11 protein-coding genes and 1 pseudogene are annotated in these 16,437 nt (G+C 73.6%); 5 read left to right on the top strand and 7 right to left on the bottom strand.

The window, feature by feature from the left end; all coding sequences use genetic code 11:
- The first annotated feature begins 14 nt into the window (after positions 1-14).
- Positions 15-953: an endolytic transglycosylase MltG gene (mltG, locus tag QA802_RS03610; RefSeq protein ID WP_334518077.1), complete on the top strand. Its 939-nt coding sequence runs from the start codon at positions 15-17 to the stop codon at positions 951-953.
- 40 nt (positions 954-993) lie between these two features.
- On the opposite strand, the pseudogene QA802_RS03605 reads toward mltG, so the two are convergent.
- Positions 994-2,069, bottom strand: a pseudogene (locus QA802_RS03605) (NAD(P)-binding domain-containing protein).
- A 97-nt stretch (positions 2,070-2,166) separates the two neighbouring features.
- On the opposite strand from QA802_RS03605, the gene QA802_RS03600 reads away from it, so the two are divergent.
- From QA802_RS03600 to QA802_RS03590, 3 genes are all read left to right on the top strand, one after another.
- Positions 2,167-2,592 (top strand): secondary thiamine-phosphate synthase enzyme YjbQ, encoded by a 426-nt coding sequence (locus QA802_RS03600; protein ID WP_334518075.1) that lies wholly within the window; start codon positions 2,167-2,169, stop codon positions 2,590-2,592.
- 289 nt (positions 2,593-2,881) lie between these two features.
- Positions 2,882-3,085 carry a cold-shock protein gene (locus QA802_RS03595; protein WP_020125862.1) on the top strand — a complete coding sequence of 68 codons (204 nt, stop codon included), beginning with the start codon at positions 2,882-2,884 and terminating at the stop codon, positions 3,083-3,085.
- 171 nt (positions 3,086-3,256) lie between these two features.
- The gene (locus QA802_RS03590) at positions 3,257-4,735 is read left to right on the top strand and encodes a DEAD/DEAH box helicase (protein ID WP_334518073.1); all 1,479 of its coding nucleotides are present in this window, start codon (positions 3,257-3,259) and stop codon (positions 4,733-4,735) included.
- Positions 4,736-4,834: 99 nt separating this feature from the next.
- Here QA802_RS03590 and QA802_RS03585 read toward each other — a convergent pair whose 3' ends face one another.
- The gene (locus QA802_RS03585; RefSeq protein ID WP_334518072.1) at positions 4,835-5,050 is read right to left on the bottom strand and encodes a DUF4177 domain-containing protein; all 216 of its coding nucleotides are present in this window, start codon (positions 5,048-5,050) and stop codon (positions 4,835-4,837) included.
- Positions 5,051-5,342: 292 nt separating this feature from the next.
- Here QA802_RS03585 and QA802_RS03580 point away from each other — a divergent pair, with 292 nt between their 5' ends.
- A complete protein-coding gene (locus tag QA802_RS03580) occupies positions 5,343-7,088 on the top strand; it encodes a hypothetical protein (protein WP_443042258.1) in 1,746 nt (581 codons plus the stop codon).
- A gap of 172 nt (positions 7,089-7,260) precedes the next feature.
- Here QA802_RS03580 and QA802_RS03575 read toward each other — a convergent pair whose 3' ends face one another.
- The 5 genes from QA802_RS03575 to QA802_RS03555 form a co-directional block, all read right to left on the bottom strand.
- Positions 7,261-7,902 carry a cutinase family protein gene (locus QA802_RS03575; RefSeq protein ID WP_334518070.1) on the bottom strand — a complete coding sequence of 214 codons (642 nt, stop codon included), beginning with the start codon at positions 7,900-7,902 and terminating at the stop codon, positions 7,261-7,263.
- Positions 7,903-8,027: 125 nt separating this feature from the next.
- Positions 8,028-9,245 (bottom strand): PucR family transcriptional regulator, encoded by a 1,218-nt coding sequence (locus tag QA802_RS03570; protein ID WP_319166969.1) that lies wholly within the window; start codon positions 9,243-9,245, stop codon positions 8,028-8,030.
- Positions 9,246-9,367: 122 nt separating this feature from the next.
- The gene (locus QA802_RS03565; protein WP_334518065.1) at positions 9,368-10,378 is read right to left on the bottom strand and encodes an alpha/beta hydrolase; all 1,011 of its coding nucleotides are present in this window, start codon (positions 10,376-10,378) and stop codon (positions 9,368-9,370) included.
- A 9-nt stretch (positions 10,379-10,387) separates the two neighbouring features.
- Positions 10,388-14,659, bottom strand: coding sequence for an acyltransferase domain-containing protein (locus QA802_RS03560; protein ID WP_334518063.1), 4,272 nt, complete (start codon positions 14,657-14,659; stop codon positions 10,388-10,390).
- On the bottom strand, positions 14,656-16,428 hold the full coding sequence (locus tag QA802_RS03555; protein WP_334518061.1) for a fatty acyl-AMP ligase: 1,773 nt from the start codon (positions 16,426-16,428) through the stop codon (positions 14,656-14,658). Before QA802_RS03555 ends, QA802_RS03560 begins: the two co-directional genes overlap by 4 nt.
- Positions 16,429-16,437: the final 9 nt, after the last annotated feature.

Below are 16,437 nucleotides of genomic sequence, written 5' to 3'. Positions count from 1 at the left end.
GTTACCGTGCCCGCATGCAGATGAACACTCCGCCACGGAGCACGATTCGACTGACGCGCCGGGGCCGTCTCGTTCTCATCGCGACCGGAGCCGTCGTGGCCGGCACCGCCGTGGCGGTGCCGCTGCTGAGCGTCCAGGCGCCGAAGGAGAAGGCGGCCAAGGCGCCGCCGACCCTGGTGGTCCCCGAAGGCTGGCGGGCGAGTCAGGTCTACGAGGCTGTGGACAAGGCCCTCGCCCTGGCCCCCGGCACCACCAGAAGGGCGCTTCCGCAGGCCGGTCTGAAGCTGCCGAACGAGGCCGCGGGCAACCCGGAGGGCTATCTCTTCCCGGCGACGTACCCGCTTGACAAGAAGTCGACGCCGCAGACGCTGCTCACGTACATGGTCGACACCGCGAACAGGAAGTTCACCGGAGCGCCCGTCACGGCCGGCGCCCAGCGCAACGCCCTGAACGTCTATCAGGCGGTCACCGTCGCCAGCCTCGTGCAGGCCGAGGCCGCCACCAAGACGGACATGGGCAAGGTGGCCCGCGTCGTGTACAACCGCCTCGAGCGCGGGATGCCGTTGCAGATGGACTCGACCATCAACTACGCCCTGAACCGCTCCACCCTGAAGACGACCGAGAGCGACACCCGCATCGAGAGCCCCTACAACTCCTACCAGCGCATGGGTCTGCCGCCGACGCCGATCGACAACCCCGGCGAGGAGGCGATGCGCGCCGCCATCGCCCCGACCCCGGGCGACTGGCTGTACTTCGTCACGGTCGGGCCCGGCGACACGCGCTTCACGTCGAGCTTCGCGGAGCACCAGCGCAACGTCGCCGAGTTCAACGGCAGCCGTCAGACCCCTCCGACGGCCCCTCTGCAAAGCCCTCCGCAGAGCCCGACGGGCGGTCTGCAGACCCCGACAAGCGCTCCGCAGACCCCGACGAGCACATCGGCGGCGGCCGGGTGAGCCGCCGACCGGAATCGCGGCCTGGAGGGCCTGCGGGAGATCAGGCGGCGACCGGATCCCGCGTCGGCAGCCGCCGGATGTCCCGTACGGCGGCACGCCCGGCCCGGTTGGCGCCGATGGTGCTGGCCGACGGTCCGTAGCCCACCAGGTGGACGCGTGGATCGGCGACCGCCCGCGTGCCCTCGACGCGGATCCCGCCGCCCGGCTCCCGCAGCCGCAAGGGGCAAGATGGTCGACGGCGGCCCGGAATCCGGTCGCCCACAGGATCACGTCCGTGGCGACCTGCCGGCCGTCGTCCCACGCCACGCCGTCCGGGGTGATCCGGTCGAACATGGGCAGCCGGTCCAGTACCCCGTCGGCCAGCCCCTGCCGGATCGCGTCGTTGAGGGGCAGCCCGGTCACCGAGACCACGCTCTCGGGCGGCAGTCCCTGCCGTACCCGCTCCTCCACGCGCGCGACGGCGGCACGGCCCGCGTCCTCGTCGAAGGGCCCCTCGCGGAAGACCGGGGGCCGCCGCGTCACCCATGTCGTGGCGGCGGCGTACGGCGCGAGCTCCAGCAGGTGCTGCGTACCGGACGCGCCGCCGCCCACCACGACCACCCGCTGCCCGGCGAACGCCTCGGGGCCCGCGTACCGCGCGGTGTGCAGCTGCCGTCCGCGGAAGGTCTCCTGCCCCGGATACCGCGGCCAGAACGGACGGTCCCAGGTGCCGGTCGCGTTGATCAGCGCCCGCGTCGACCAGGTGTCGTCGGAGGTCTCGACCAGCAGTCGCCCGCCGACGCCCTCCCGCACGGCCTTCACGTCGACGGGCCGCCGTACGCGCAGGTCGAAGGCGCGCTCGTAGGCGCCGAAGTGCTCGGCGACCACCTCGGAGGACGGCCGGGACGGGTCCGGGCCCGTCAGCTCCATGCCGGGCAGCGCGTGCATTCCGTGCACCTTGCCGTAGGTCAGCGACCGCCACCGGAACTGCCAGGCGCCGCCCGGCGCGGGGGCGTGGTCGAGCACCACGAAGTCGCGCTCCGGCTCGAAACCGCTGCGCCGCAGGTGATAGGCCCCGGCCAGACCGGCCTGACCCGCCCCGATGACGACCACCTCGACCTCACGCACATTGTTCACGCTTCTACCAACGGTGCGCCAGGCGGGGATCTTCCCGGAGCGCCGGTGGCCTGCGCCGAGTGCGTGCGCCCGCGCCCCATGCGTCAGGATGGACGGCATGTCAGACGCGTTCACCACCCGAGTCCTCCATGTGTCCTCCGGCTCCCGGGAGAGGGTCGTCGACCTCACCGGTGACTGCGAGGCGTTCCTGCGGGAGGCGGCCGACGGCCGCGACGGCCTCCTGAACGTCTTCGTGCCGCACGCCACGGCAGGCGTCGCGATCATGGAAACGGGCGCCGGCAGCGACGACGACCTGCTGACCGCCCTGCACACGCTCCTGCCGGCCGACGACCGCTGGCAGCACCGGCACGGAAGCCCCGGCCACGGCCGAGACCACGTGTTGCCGGCCCTGGTTCCGCCCCACGCCACCCTGCCGGTCGTGGAAGGGAGGCTGGAACTCGGAACCTGGCAGTCCGTGTGCCTGGTGGACACGAACCGCGACAACGCGGAGCGCCGGGTCCGTCTGAGCTTCCTGGGGCACTGAGCCGGCGCGGAAAACCACCGGGCGGAATGGGCGCCACGGCGGCCGACGCGGCACACGCGGCGCCGCGCGGCCGGTGTGGCCTGCGCGGTGAAAGGTAGTGCGCTTGTGCATGCCGTGGTAGTCTGGACCTAGTTGCAGTTGTGGTTCCCGAATCTTCAAGTGCCTCTACGGCCGTAGCCGTGGGGCGTTTTTTGTATCTCCGGTGCTTATCCGGACGGGGTTCATTTGTGGCAACACAAGAGGTTCACACGGTGTGAGCCTCTGGGCACTGCCCCGAAGGAGATGTGACATGGCTACTGGCACCGTCAAGTGGTTCAACTCGGAAAAGGGCTTCGGCTTCATCGAGCAGGACGGCGGCGGCCCCGACGTCTTCGCCCACTACTCGAACATCGCCACCCAGGGCTTCCGCGAGCTCCAGGAGGGCCAGAAGGTGAACTTCGACGTCACGCAGGGCCAGAAGGGCCCGCAGGCGGAGAACATCACTCCCGCCTGATGCCGAAGCGCGCGCGATAGCTGGGGTCCCACCGTTCGGTGGGGCCCCAGCTTCCTGCTTTCTGCGTTCCGTTGGAACGCTGTCATTCTTGTATTCGGCTCGTACTTGCAATTCATCCGGCTCATGCCTGTCGGGAATTCCTCGATGCGTGCCCCTCGAGGAAGGTTCTCCGTGAGCCGTTCAGCTCGCACGAACGACCGTTTCCGACCGCAGGGCCGGGCCCGCGCCGGCGTCGCCCCGGCCGGCGGCGGACGTCGCCCCGCCGCACCGCAGGGGGAGTTCGCGCCGCCGGACACCCTCACCCCCGCGCTCCCGGCGGTCGCGAACTTCGGCGAACTGGACCTGCCCGCCGAGCTGCTGAGCACGCTCACCGAGCTCGGTGTGCACGAGCCGTTCCCGATCCAGGCCGCCACCTTGCCGAACTCCCTCGCGGGGCGCGACGTCCTGGGCCGCGGGCGGACGGGATCGGGCAAGACCCTCGCCTTCGGTCTGGCGCTCCTGGTGCGGACGGCGGGACAGCGTGCCGAGCCGCGCAAGCCGCTGGCCCTGGTCCTCGTCCCCACGCGCGAACTGGCCCAGCAGGTCACCGACGCGCTCACCCCGTACGCCAGGTTGCTGAAGCTGCGCCTCGCCACGGTGGTCGGCGGCATGTCGATCGGCCGGCAGGCGGGTGCACTGCGCGGCGGGGCCGAGGTCGTCGTCGCGACGCCGGGCCGCCTCGCGGACCTCGTCGAGCGCAAGGACTGCCGTCTGGACCGGGTGAAGATCACGGTCCTCGACGAGGCCGACCAAATGGCCGACATGGGCTTCATGCCCCAGGTCACCGAACTCCTGGACCTGGTACGACCCGACGGCCAGCGCATGCTGTTCTCGGCCACCCTGGACCGCAACATCGACCTGCTGGTCCGCCGGTACCTCCATGATCCGGTGGTGCACTCGGTCGACCCCTCGGCGGGCACGGTCACCACGATGGAGCACCACGTGCTGCAGGTGCACGGCACCGACAAGTACGCCGCCGCCACCGAGATCGCCGCGCGCGACGGACGCGTGCTGATGTTCCTGGACACCAAGCACGCGGTGGACCAGTTCACCAAGCACCTGCTGGGCAGCGGCGTGCAGGCCGCGGCACTGCACGGCGGCAAGTCGCAGCCCCAGCGCACCCGCACCCTGGCCCAGTTCAAGACCGGCCATGTGACGGTGCTGGTGGCCACCAACGTCGCGGCCCGCGGCATCCACATCGACGACCTCGACCTCGTCGTCAACGTCGACCCGCCCGCCGACCACAAGGACTACCTGCACCGCGGCGGCCGTACCGCCCGCGCCGGAGAGTCGGGCAGCGTCGTCACTCTGGTGCTGCCCAACCAGCGCCGGGACATGGCCCGCCTGCTGTCCGACGCGGGCATCCGGCCGCAGATCACGCAGGTCCGTTCCGGCGAGGCCGAGCTGAGCCGCATCACCGGCGCCCGGACTCCCTCCGGTGTCCCGCTCCCCGGCAGCGGATCGGCCACCGAGCGTCCGAAGCGCGGCGGGGCTCCCTTCCGCGGCATGGGCGCCCGCCCCGGCCGGGCCGGCGGCGAATCCCGCAAGGCCACCGAGGCACGCCAGATCGCCGAGGCCCGCAAGGCGGCCCGGATCCGTCGCGGCGCGTAGGCCGTGCAGACCGGTACGGGCCGGGTCGCGGCCGGTTCTCGGCCGTCGTGAGAGACCGGCCCGACCCGCCGTGCAGCACGACGGGCCGGGCCGCGGTCGTCAGCGGCGCGGACGCTCCAGGGTGAGCAGCAGGCCCTCGACCGCGCCGGGACCGATGCGGCCCTTGACGTCGGCGGAGGTGATCGCCTTCAGGGCCCAGCCGTCCTCGGCGTGCTTGTTGAGGACCTTCTCCAGCTTGTCGCTGTCCAGGGCGTCGCCGATCAGCGACTCCCGGAAGGTGACGACCTTGTACTCGAGTGCGTGCGGGCTGCTCATGGCGGGGCCTTCCTGCGGATGGACTGGATGCCGGAACGGAACCAGCCAATCACCGGTCGGCGTCACCGGCCACGGCGGGGGTGCGGCTGCCGTCCTGGCGGCCGAACGGCGACTGCGGGCGGGTGACTGCGGGCCGGTGACTGCGGGCCGGTGACAAGGACGACGTCGGGCGCTGCGTTGTTGTGAGCACTCCCCGACAAGGCGCGCCCCGCCGCCCTACGGTCCGCCCATGAAGTCCATGGAGTCCAAGACGTCCCTGAAGCCCATGACGTCCTTGAAGCCCGCGACGTCCATGACGTCGCTGAAGCCCGTGAAGACGCGTACGAGTCCCCGCAGAGGCAGGACATGGCGAGGCGCCGCGCTGGCGGCGCTGCTGACCGCGGGGGCCCTCACCGGAGCCGTCCCGAATGCCCAGGGGGCCGGTACGCGCACCGAGACGCCCGTGGCGTCGACGCACCCGGCCGACGGTGTGACCGAGTCGATGGTGCGGGTGAAGGCGCCGTTGCCGTCGTCGTTCGGCAGCCGTCCGGCGGCGTGCGACTGGCTGTCGTATCTGCGCTACCGGTCTGCGGACGGGCCGGGCGCGTCGGCCGACGCCGACCGGATCCTCGTGGCCCAGCCGGGCATCCTGGAGGGCGCCGGAGCCTTCGACAGCGTCGCCCGCGGCACCGTCGCCAAGGCCGCCGCGCAGGGCCGGCACATCGAGTTCTGGGCGCTGGACCGGCGCTCCAACTGTCTGGAGGACCGCACCGGCATCGCCTCCGGCGACCAGCACGCGGCCGTCGACTACTACTACCGCGGTCGGCAGGTCGGCGGCCGGACCTTCGACGGGTTCGCGGGCAACGCCCGGCTCGGGTGGATGGCGAAGCTCGGCATCGAACAGACCGTGCGGGACCAGTACGACCTGCTCGTCGCCGAATTGCCCGACCGCAGCGTGCGCAGGAGCAAGCTGCTGTGCGGCGGGCACTCGCTGGGCGGCGTGATCACCGGGTACTTCGCCGCCGCCGACTTCGACGGCGACCCCGCCACCACGGCGGACGCCGGCCAGAACCAGTGCGCCGGCTACTTCGCCCTGGACACCACGGTCTCCACCTCCCTGGACGATCTGAGCGGCAGCATCCCCGACGACACCGGCCTGCCGGACGTCGGACTCGGCTACGCGGCGGTGCAGGCGGGCCTCGACACCGGAGTGCTCCCGCGCTCGCTGTCCGCGCCGGTCCTGCTCAACCCGGAGACCATGACCCTGCTCGCCATCGCCGGCCTGGGGGCCGTGCACGACCCGGACGCCGAGGCGGACCTGCCCGCCTACCTGCCCTCTGGCCTCAACATCGAGGCCACCAACCGGTTCCTGTTCTCGAAGGACGCCGCGGCGTTCCTCACCGGCTCACCCGCGGTGAAGGACTTCCGGCTCACCAACGCCGCCGTGCTCGGGGCGCTGATGGACGATCAGTCCGTGCCGCTGGCGTTCCTGCAGAGCAGTGTGGGCTTCTTCGACGGCGGGCCGGTCGTGGACAAGGAGTTCCCCGCCGCCAACGGCAGTGCGCAGCCGACGCAGCTGTTCGGCGTCGAGTACAAGGCCATCCCCGGGCAATCTCACGGGCCGCTGTACACCTGGCGGAACTACGACCGCGTCGGTGACGCCGACGACCCCGGGTACCGGTCGGCCGACGGCACGCCGTTCACCGGGGCGGGCAAGGAGGTCACCGACATCCGGGAACTGGCCCGCAGTCTGGCGGAGCAGCCGCTGGACTTCACCGAGCAGTACTTCCCCACCAAGCTCATCACCGACATCCAGTTGGGCACGTCGCCTCAGGTGAAGAGGCTCGTCGTCCATCCCGGCGGGCTGACGGCCAATCCGACGCTCACAGTGCTCGCGGGCGACGGACTGCTCGCCGGCCGCATCCCGGCCGACCTGCATCCCTTGGTGGCGTCCGGCTACCAGCATCTCGACGTGCTGACCGCGGCGCCGGTGCAGAACGACGGCCGGCCCGAGCCGGTGTCCGCCGGCCTTGCCGCGTTCGCCCGCGCTCCGCGATAGCGGGCGGTGCGGTGCAGGTGGCCGACGCCGGTCAGACCATGGCGTCGGCCACCGTGCCCCGCACACCCCGAGCACCCCCCCCGCACGCACATCCACCCCTAGCACCCACCGCGCACGCGACGGGCCCGGGAGGAGAACCTCCCGGGCCCGTCGCGTGCGCGTGTTCCGACGCTCAGATCCTGCTCGCGGCGAATGTGGCCGCCGCGCCGGCGTCGGAGGTGTAGCCGAGGTGCGCCAGCACGTCGTCCCCGCCGTTCTCACAGATGGGGTCGCCGTCGGCGCAGAAGTCGACGGTGCGGCTCTGGTAGACCCCGGTGACGCTCTTGCCCAGCGCCCGGATCGGGTTGCCGAACAGCAGGACCGCGGCGACCTTCGGTTCGACGGCCGCGGGAAGGGTCGCCACGATGGGACTGCCCACCACCGCGCCGGCGCTGCTGATGCCCAGGGAGTTGTCCACGACGTTCGCCCCCTGCGAATAGCCGACCAGTACGAAGCGCTGAGCGGGACAGGCCGCGGCCTGCGCCTTGACGTGGTTCACCAGATCGGCGTTTCCCTGTGCGGCCGATGTAAGAGAAAGGTCGGCGGGATAGTTCACCCGGTAGCTGGACAGTTTCTTTCCTGTCAGTTTCTTCTGCAGGGCGGAATACACCGGGTCGCCGACGATCAGTCCGAGCGTGCCCGGTTCGAAGGTACCGCGAGCTGCTACGACGTCGATGTCCGAACAGGCGGCGGCGGAGGCCGCGGAGGCCGGGGCAGCGGTCAGTCCGACCCCGCCGGCGAGGGAGAGCGCGGCGAGGCACAAGCGAATACGCATGGGGATCCTTTGAGGGTGCGGCGCGTTGGGCGCCAATGGAAAAGGACAGTCCCGAAGGTATTCGCGTATCCTGGACGGGTGTTATGGACGGGAATTCAGAAAACCCGCGTTTTATTGTGGCGAAGTTAGTCTCCGTCGCGCTCAGCCGTGGAGCGCAGGGCGAGGATCAGGTCCAGTCGGGCGCCGGGATCGTGCAGGGCGTCGCCGAACAGCTTCTCCAGTTGACGCAGCCGGTAGCGGACCGTCTGCGGGTGGATGTGCAGCCGGGCGGCCACGTCGGGCACGTTGCTGCCGCTCAGCAGCCAGGCCAGCAGCGTTTCGGCCAGTCTGGCCCGCTGCCCCTCGGAGACGGCGTCGAGGGGCGCGAGGGCGCGCGCCGCCAGGTGGCCGAGCAGCGGCTCGTCACTGTGCAGGAGCAGCGTCGACAGGTGATCGGTACAGCGCACCACGCCCTGCCGGGGCAGGATCCCGCGGCCCATCAGGCCCAGCGCGCGCGTCGCCCAGTGCAGCGAGTGCGCGGCCTCGGCGACCGGGACCGTCGGACCGATCGCCGCCGGACGTCCCCGCAGACCGAGGACGAAGGACCGGCCGCCGAACCGGCCGGCGCCCTCCGGGTCCGGGACCAGCACCCGCGGCGGCCGTGACTCCATGTCGGCCAGCGCCCCGGGCGTCGCCGGCGGCGGGTCCTGCGCGTACTGGTCGGCGCCGGCGGCGAGCACGACGACCGCGACCTGCGCGGGCACCCGCCAGCGTGCGGCGTGCGCCAGCTCCTGTACCGCCTCGGGGGACACCGGCCCGTCGCCCAGCAGCAGGTCGAGCAGGCGCCCGCGACGCCGCTCCAACTCGTCGGCGCTGCGGGACCGGGCCTCGGCGTATCCGGCGGCGGCCGCCTCCGCGACCTCGTGCACGGTCCGGAACGCCAGTTCGCCGAGGGCCGCCACAGCCGTCGAGTCCAGCCCGACCTCCTCAGCCGTGCGGCTCAGCCGCCGCCAGGCGTGCAGCCCGCCCACGCGCAACGCGGACTGCAGCGCGTCCAGGCTGCGCCCTTCGAGGGCTTCACCGCGGCCGAGTTCGTAGTACGTCGCGGCGATGGCGGCGTCCTGGCCGCGGGGGTCGGCGATGTGGTCGACGAACAGGGTGAGCGCCTGGACCACGCCGGACCTGATGTGGCGGCCCTGGACTGCGGCGGCCGGCCCCCCGTATTCGGGGACCTGTCTGCGGACCTCTTCCTCCACTTCGTCGGCCACGCCTTCGAGGTCGGAGCGCAGCAGCTCGGCCAGGTCCGGTGGCACCGGAGCGGTTCGGGCATCGACGGGTTCGCCGCGCGGAGCGGGGACGGCCACGGCGGACACTCCTTTCACCCGGAGACGGCTCGCCCAGGCACCGGTGGCCGTGGGGCGAGGGGGACGTCCTGGGTAGGACGAACGACCCCTGCGCTCCGTTCCGTACCCCGGCTGCACCGACATCACCTCGCCCCCAGCGCACCGGCGAGCATCGGCCAGGAGGCGGTGAACTCGCGCCGCCAGTAGGTCCAGCTGTGTCCTCCTCCCGCGTAGAAGTGGGTGGTGACGGCGATGCCGAGGAGCGTGAGCGCGCCGGTGAAGCCGTGCGCGGAGGGCCACAGCGTGCTCTCCAGCGCCTCGGGCAGCCAGTCGCCGGCGCCGCCGACCACCCCGCTGCCGCTCGACACGTACAGGGGAGTGCCCCGCAGTCCGGCCGCACGGGCCCGCGGATTGAAGTCGCGCCAGGTCGGGGCGTTGAGGATCGGGTTGCCCCACAGCGACGGGGGGAGCAGGTTCTCCCGGGCCACGATGGCGTCCACGAGCGGCGGCACCCCGGGGGCCGTGGTGTCGAGGATGCCGCTGTAGGAGGCCGCGGCGGCGAACGCGCCCGGGTGCCGTGCGGCGTGCGCCATCGCCCCGTAGCCGCCGGTGGAGACGCCGGCGACGGCCCGCACGCCGGAGGCGCGGTAGTCGCGGGCGAGCAGTGCCGGGACCTCCCGCACCTGGAAGGTCTCGTAGTCGGGGCCGCCCCGCCACGCGGACGGGATGCCGGTGGGGCCCGCGTCGGGCATGGCGACGATCAGGTCGCGGCCCTCGGTGAAGGCCTCGATGTCCGTCTCCCGGGTCCAGGACGTGTAGTCGTCGTGGGCCCCGTGCAGCAGATACAGCACGGGGTAGGTCCGCTCGGGCCGGGAGTCGAAGCCGGTGGGCAGGATCAGCCGCAGCGGCGCACGGCGGCCCAGAGCCGGAGAGGAGACGGAGATGTCGACGGTGCGCGGTCCCAGCCGGACCGCGGCCCGGGCCGTCGCGGCGGCCCGGCCAGTCGCCGTGGCTCGAGCAGTCGCAGTGGCGTGGGACGTGGTCGTGGCGTGGGCCGTCGTCGTGGTGTGGGCGCCGAACAGGGCGGCCAGCCCCGTGGCGGCGGCGGCCTTGGTGACGGCGCGTCGGGACAGTGCGGAGGTGCGGTGCGGCATGGCGGCTCCTCAGTGCGGTTCGGCGGTTCCGCCCGACGCGTCGAGCAGCTGCCGCAGGTGGGCGGCGATCTCGTCGACGTGCGGGGGGTCGAGCAGCGACAGGTGGTGCCCCGGGACCGGCACCACTGTCAGATCCGGGCACACGGCGTCCCAGCCGAGGGCTTCGTCGTCGCGTTCGTAGGCCGGGTCGCGCACGGTGTGCGGAGCCGGTTCGCCGGCCCGGTACAGGACCACGCGACCGTCGTACCGGCCGGGGCGGTGGGCCTCGCCGATCCGCAGGTCCAGATAGGAGGCCCGCTGGTGCTCCAGCGCGGCGGCCGGTACGTCGGCGGCGGCGCGAAGGGACCGCAGGACGAGGTCGATGCGCTCACGGTCGTCGTCCGTCGCCGCGAGCTCGTCGTAGGGCAGCCGCAGACGGACCCCGTAGACGTCCGCGACGTGCTGGGCGAACCCCGCGAAGTGCGCGCGGACGCGGTCGGCCCGGGCAGGACCCGGCGGGGGGAGCAGCGGGCGCACCGAGTCGATGAGCACGACCAGTTCCACGGCCCGTCCGGCGTCCGTGAGCAGCCGCGCCGTCTCCTGGGCGAGGAAGCCGCCGAAGGACCAGCCGCCCAGCAGCAGGGGGCCGTCGGGACGGGCGACGGTGATTGCTTCGGCATAGCGGCGCGCCTTCTCCGGCACGGTGCCGGCCTCCTCCAGCCGTTCCACACCCAGCACGGGGCGGACGTCCCCCAGCCGTTCGGCGAGGGTGCGGTAGACGTCGGAGGCGCCCCCGGCCGCGTGGAAGAGGAACAGCGGCGGACGCGCGCCGCCGGGGCGCAGGAGGCGCAGGAGGTGCTGCGGCGAGGGACCGTCCTTTGAGAGGCCGTCCTGCGAGGGCCTGTCCTCCGAGAGGCCGTCCTGTGAAGGGCCGTCCTCCGAGGTGGGCAGGGCCTGTCGGACGCGTTCGGCCGCTTCGGCGACCGTGGCCGCGCCGAGCAGGTCGCGCAGCGGCAGCGCGATCCCGAACTCGCGCTCCACGGCGGTGCGGATGCGGACGGCCATCAGCGAGTCCAACCCGAGGTCGGCCAGCGCGGTGGCGGGCGTGATCCGGGCCGGCGGATGACCTGTGACGTCCGCGATGTGACGGCCGAGACGGGCGGCGACGGAGGCGGCCCCGTCGGACTCCGTGACGGCTGCTGCCCGCCCGACCCGGTCCGCGTGCCCGACCGGGTCCGCCTCCCCGGCCTCGGAAGCGGCAGCCCGTGCCTGTGGGCCGGCCCACGCGACGAAAGGGGCGTGCCCCGCCAGGCCGCTCCCAGCCTGTCCCGGGCTGCGCGGACGGCCGTCCGTCCACCAGTGCCGGGTGTGCCGCCAGCGCGGCGCGGGCACGTCCACGACGCGGCCGGCCGACGCCGGCAGCGGCAGTCCCGCGGCGTACAGGGCGCCCACCTGCGTGAGGAACGCGGCACCGCCGTCCGCGTCGCGGCGCAGGGAGCCCACGGCGAGGGCGCCGGGCACGGTGTCGGCGATGGGCACCGTCAGGACCGGATGCGGTGAGATCTCGACGAACGCGGTGTGGCCGTCGGCCGCCGCAGCCGCGAGGGCCCGGTCCAGACGCACCGGTCGGCGCAGGTTGGCGGACCAGTGGGCGGCGTCGAACGCGCAGTCGCCGCGCGGGTCGTCGAGGACGGTGGAGTAGACCGGCACCTGCGGACGCCGCCCCCGGACCTCGGCCAGGGCGCCCGTCAGCTCCGGCAGCAGCGGCTCGACCTGGGGCGAGTGCCCGGCGCCGGCCACTCGCATGGCCCGCGCGGCGCGTCCCTCCGCCTCCAGCCGGCGTACCAGCCCGGCGACCGCCGACTCGTCCCCGGTGACGACCTTCTGCCGGGGCGAGGAGTGGACGGCGACCTGGACGCCGGGGAAGTCCCGTCGCAGAGCGGTGAGTTCGCCGTCGTCCACCTCGACCACGGCCATCGCGCCGCCCCGCAGCCCGCTCAGCAGCCGGGCCCGTACGGCGATCACCCTGGCGGCCTCCGGCACTTCCAGCGCGCCCGCGCAGACGGCGGCGGCCACCTCGCCCATCGAGTGGCCGATCACGGCCGCCGGTTCCACCCCGTACGCGCGCCACGCCTCGGCGAGCGCCACCTGCACCCCGAACAGCACGGGCTGGGCGATTTCCAGGCAGTCCAGGGGGTCTTCGCAGGTCAGCCGGTCGTGCAGGGAGAACCCGCATTCGCCGGCGAGTTGCGCGTCGAGTTTCTCCACGGCGGCGGCGAACACCGGTTCCTCGGCCAGCAGCCGGCGTCCCATGCCGGGCCACTGGCTGCCGTATCCGGAGAACACCCACACCGGGCCGCGTCCCACGAGATCACGGTCACCGGTCACCGCGCGCGGATGCGGGCGGCCTTGCGCCAACGCGTCCATGGCGTCGGCCAGTTCGTCCCCGTCGTGGGCGACGACAGCGGCGCGCACGGGTCCGCGGCCGGTGCGTCCGGCGAGCGTGCGCGCCACGTCCGCCGGGCGGGCCGCCCTCCCCTCGGGTGCGCGGAGCCACGCGGCCAGCCGGCCCGCGGTGTCCCTGACCCGCTCGGCGTCGACGTCGGACAGCAGATGCAGCCGGGCGGCCGGCTCCTCGACCGGCCGCGGGAGGACGTCGGGCCGCCATTCCTCCAGCACCGCATGGGCGTTGGCGCCGCTGAAGCCGAATCCCGAGACGCCGGCGGTGGCCGTGCCGCCGTAGCGGGGCCAGGGCTCGGGCTCGGTCACCACCCGCAGCCGCGCCTCGCCCACGGCGCTTCCATGCGCGCAGTGCAGGGAGGGCGGGATGAGGTCGTGGTGGAGGGCGAGGACCGTCTTCACCAGCCCGGCGAGGCCCGCCGCGGCCTCCAGATGGCCGAGATTGCCCTTGACCGAGCCGAGCAGCAGCGGCTGTTCGGGGTCGCGGCCCGCCCCCAGCACAGCGTCCAGCGCGCCCGCCTCGATCGGGTCGCCGAGCGGAGTGCCCGTGCCGTGCGCCTCGACGTAGTCGACGTGCGCCGCGACCAGCCCCGCCTTCCCGTACGCGGTCGCCAACAGGGCTTGCTGTGCTGCGGGATTGGGGGCCAGCAGCCCGTTGGAGCGGCCGTCGGAGTTGACGGCGGTGGCCCGCACGACGGCGAGGACGCGGTCGCCGTCCCGCTCGGCGTCGGAGAGCCGCTTCAGGAGCACGGCCGCGCAGCCTTCGCCGCGGCCGATGCCGTCGGCCGCCGCCGAGAACGGCTTGCAGCGCCCGTCCGGCGCGAGGGCGCCCGCCTGTCCGAACGCGACGCCGACGACGGGCGACAGCAGCAGGTTGACCCCGGCGGCGATCGCCGTGTCGCTCTCGCCGGTGCGCAGGCTGACGCACGCGTGGTGCAGGGCGACCAGGGAGGACGAGCATGCCGTGTCGACGGCCATGCTCGGCCCGCGTGTGTCCAGCGCGTAGGCCAGCCGTCCCGCCGTCACACTGAGCGCCGCGCCGGCCGGCGCCCAGGGATCGACGTCCGCCGCTTCGGCTCCGGTGAGCTGTCCGTACTCGGCGGCGCTGACGCCGACGAAGACACCGGTGGCCGTGCCGGCGAGGGCGGCGGCCGGCACCGCGGCGTGGTCGAGCGTCTCGCGGACCACCTCCAGCAGGATCCGCTGCTGCGGGTCCATCACCGCGGCCTCGCGCGGGGTGACGCGGAAGAAGTCGGCGTCGAATCCGGCCACGTCGTCCAGGTAGCCGCCGTGCGTCGGAGCGTCGTCCGGCGGGAACGCGGCGAAGTCGCGCCAGCGGTCCGCGGGGACCCGCCCGATCGCGTCGACGCCCTCGCACAGCAGCCGCCAGTAGCCGGCCGGCCCGCGCACCCCGCCCGGCAGCCGGCACCCCACCCCGATGACCGCGACGGGCTCGCCGAGCCCCGCCGGGACAGGGGCCGCGAGCGCCACGGAAGCATGCTCCGCGGCGGTGTGCCGTGCTGCGGTGAGGTGCGCTGTGGTGTGCTGCGACGCCGTGGCGCACAGGTGCGCCACGAGCGCCTCCACGGTGGGCGCCTCCCAGAGCAGCGTCGCGGGCAGCTCACGGCCCGTCAGCCGGGACAGCTCCCCGGCCAGCACGACCGCGTCCCGCGAGGACATCCCGAGGTCGGCCAGCGGCAGGTCCATGGGTACGTCCATGGGCAGGTCCGTCGGCGCATCCGCATGCCCGTCCGCAGGCACGGCGTTCGTGAGCCCGTCCTGCCATGCTGTCACCCGGTCCGTGATCAGGCGGCGCAGCGCCTCCTCGTCGGCGGCCCTCATCCCGCGCTCCGCGCCGTGTATGCGCCCTCGAGATAGCGGGTGCGGGTCAGCGCCCGCGACACCTTGCCGCTGGAGGTGCGGGGCACGGCGCCCGGGGCGACGAGGACGACGTCGGCGAGCCGCAGCCCGTGCCGGGCGGAGACGGCCGCACGCACGGCCCGCGCCAGAGCCGGCACGTCGATGTCGTCGAGGCGTGAGGTCCGCGCGTGCTCGGCGACGAGCACCACCCGCTCGCCCTCGCCGCGCCGGGCGCTGGGGACGCCGAAGGCGGCGAGCCGGTCGCGCCGCACGGCCGGATGCGCGTCCTGGGCGGTGCCCTCCACGTCCTGCGGGTAGTGGTTGCGGCCGTCCACGACGATGAGGTCCTTCAGCCGTCCGGTGACTGTCAACTGGCCTTCCAGAAGCGTCCCCAGGTCGCCGGTGCGCAGCCAGCCGCCCGGGACGCCGGCGAGCTCGGCGCCGAACACCCGCCGGCTCTGCGGCTCCTTGCCCCAGTAGCCGCGCCCCACGTTGGGGCCCTGCACCCAGATCTCCCCGACCTCCCCTTCGGACAGGGCGGTGCGGGAGACGGGATCGACGATGCGCACCTGCTGGTCCACCGGAGCGCCGCAGCCGGTCAGCAGCACGGCGTCGGCGTCGTCCGGCCGGGCGGGCAGGGCCTTTCCGGCGGCGAGGGCGTCCCGGTCGAGGGCGAACCGGCGCAGCGGCTCGCCGGGGGCGGACGCGCTGACGAAGACGGTGGCCTCGGCGAGCCCGTACGACGGACAGTGCACGTCGGCGGCGAGCCCCTGGGCGGCGAACGCGGCGTGGAAGCGGTCGGCGGTGCCGGGCCGCACCGGTTCGCTGCCGTTGACCAACGCGGCGACGCCGTCCAGCCGGAGGCCCGCCTTCTCCACGTCGGTCACGGCGGTGGCGCAGTACTCGTAGGCGAAGTTCGGCGCCGCGCTCACCGCGTGCGGATGCGCGGCGAGCAGCCGCAGCCAGCGGGCCGGTTCGTGCAGGAACGCGGTCGGGTCCATGAGAACCGACGGATGACCCGCGACGACCGGTGCCGCGACGCTCAGCACGAGCCCCATGTCGTGATAGAGCGGCAGCCAGCCCACGCACGTCACCGGATGCCTGTCGGCGCCGTAGGCGGTCAGCGCCTGACGGGCGTTGGCGACGACGTTGGCGTGGGTGATCTCCACGCCCGCCGGCGCGCGGGTGGAACCGGAGGTGTACTGCAGATAGGCGGTCGCCCCCGCGTCAGGCGGCCCGGGCGGCGCGGGCAGCGCGGACGGCGAGGTCATGGCGGAGAGGTCGGACACCAGGTCCGCGGCGACCACCGGCGTCCGCGACGTCCGTGACCGCCCGCAGAAGGCCTCCACCTCCGCCTGGGCGCGGCCCGAGGTCACCACGACGGCGGGGCGCGCGTCGGCCAGGACGCCGGCCAGCCGGTCCGCGTGCCCGGCCAGGCCGGGCGGATACATCGGCACGGCGACCATCCCCGCGCTCAGCGACGCGAGGAACGCGGTGACGTAGTCCGTGCCCTGCGGGCACAGCAGCGCGACCCGGGACCCCGGCGCTGCATCGCCGGCGAGCCGGGCCGCGAGCGCGCGCACCCTGCGGTCCAGGCCCTGCCAGGTCAGGGTGCGGTGCACGCCGCGCGAGCGCGCGGCGGGATGGTCGACGAAGGTGAACGCCCGGCGGTCGGGAATGGTCTCGGCCCAGTGCCGCACGTACTCGGGCAGAGTCCGGTACGCGGGTATGAGCGGGGGGCGGCTGTCCATCGGGCGTGG

Origin of the sequence: Streptomyces sp. B21-105 (genome assembly GCF_036898465.1) — a bacterium.
In the GTDB taxonomy this organism is placed as follows: domain Bacteria; phylum Actinomycetota; class Actinomycetes; order Streptomycetales; family Streptomycetaceae; genus Streptomyces.
Note: the sequence above shows the minus strand (reverse complement) of the source record. Positions and strands in the feature narration are given on the sequence as shown.

Bases quoted from the DNA above. Each gene is read 5' to 3' on its own strand.
- mltG (WP_334518077.1), top strand. From the start codon at position 15: ATGCAGATGAACACTCCGCCACGGAGCACGATTCGACTGACGCGCCGG.
- QA802_RS03600 (WP_334518075.1), top strand. From the start codon at position 2,167: ATGTCAGACGCGTTCACCACCCGAGTCCTCCATGTGTCCTCCGGCTCC.
- QA802_RS03595 (WP_020125862.1), top strand. From the start codon at position 2,882: ATGGCTACTGGCACCGTCAAGTGGTTCAACTCGGAAAAGGGCTTCGGC.
- QA802_RS03585 (WP_334518072.1), bottom strand. From the start codon at position 5,050: ATGAGCAGCCCGCACGCACTCGAGTACAAGGTCGTCACCTTCCGGGAG.
- QA802_RS03580 (WP_443042258.1), top strand. From the start codon at position 5,343: ATGACGTCGCTGAAGCCCGTGAAGACGCGTACGAGTCCCCGCAGAGGC.
- QA802_RS03575 (WP_334518070.1), bottom strand. From the start codon at position 7,902: ATGCGTATTCGCTTGTGCCTCGCCGCGCTCTCCCTCGCCGGCGGGGTC.
- QA802_RS03565 (WP_334518065.1), bottom strand. From the start codon at position 10,378: ATGCCGCACCGCACCTCCGCACTGTCCCGACGCGCCGTCACCAAGGCC.
- QA802_RS03560 (WP_334518063.1), bottom strand. From the start codon at position 14,659: ATGAGGGCCGCCGACGAGGAGGCGCTGCGCCGCCTGATCACGGACCGG.
- QA802_RS03555 (WP_334518061.1), bottom strand. From the start codon at position 16,428: ATGGACAGCCGCCCCCCGCTCATACCCGCGTACCGGACTCTGCCCGAG.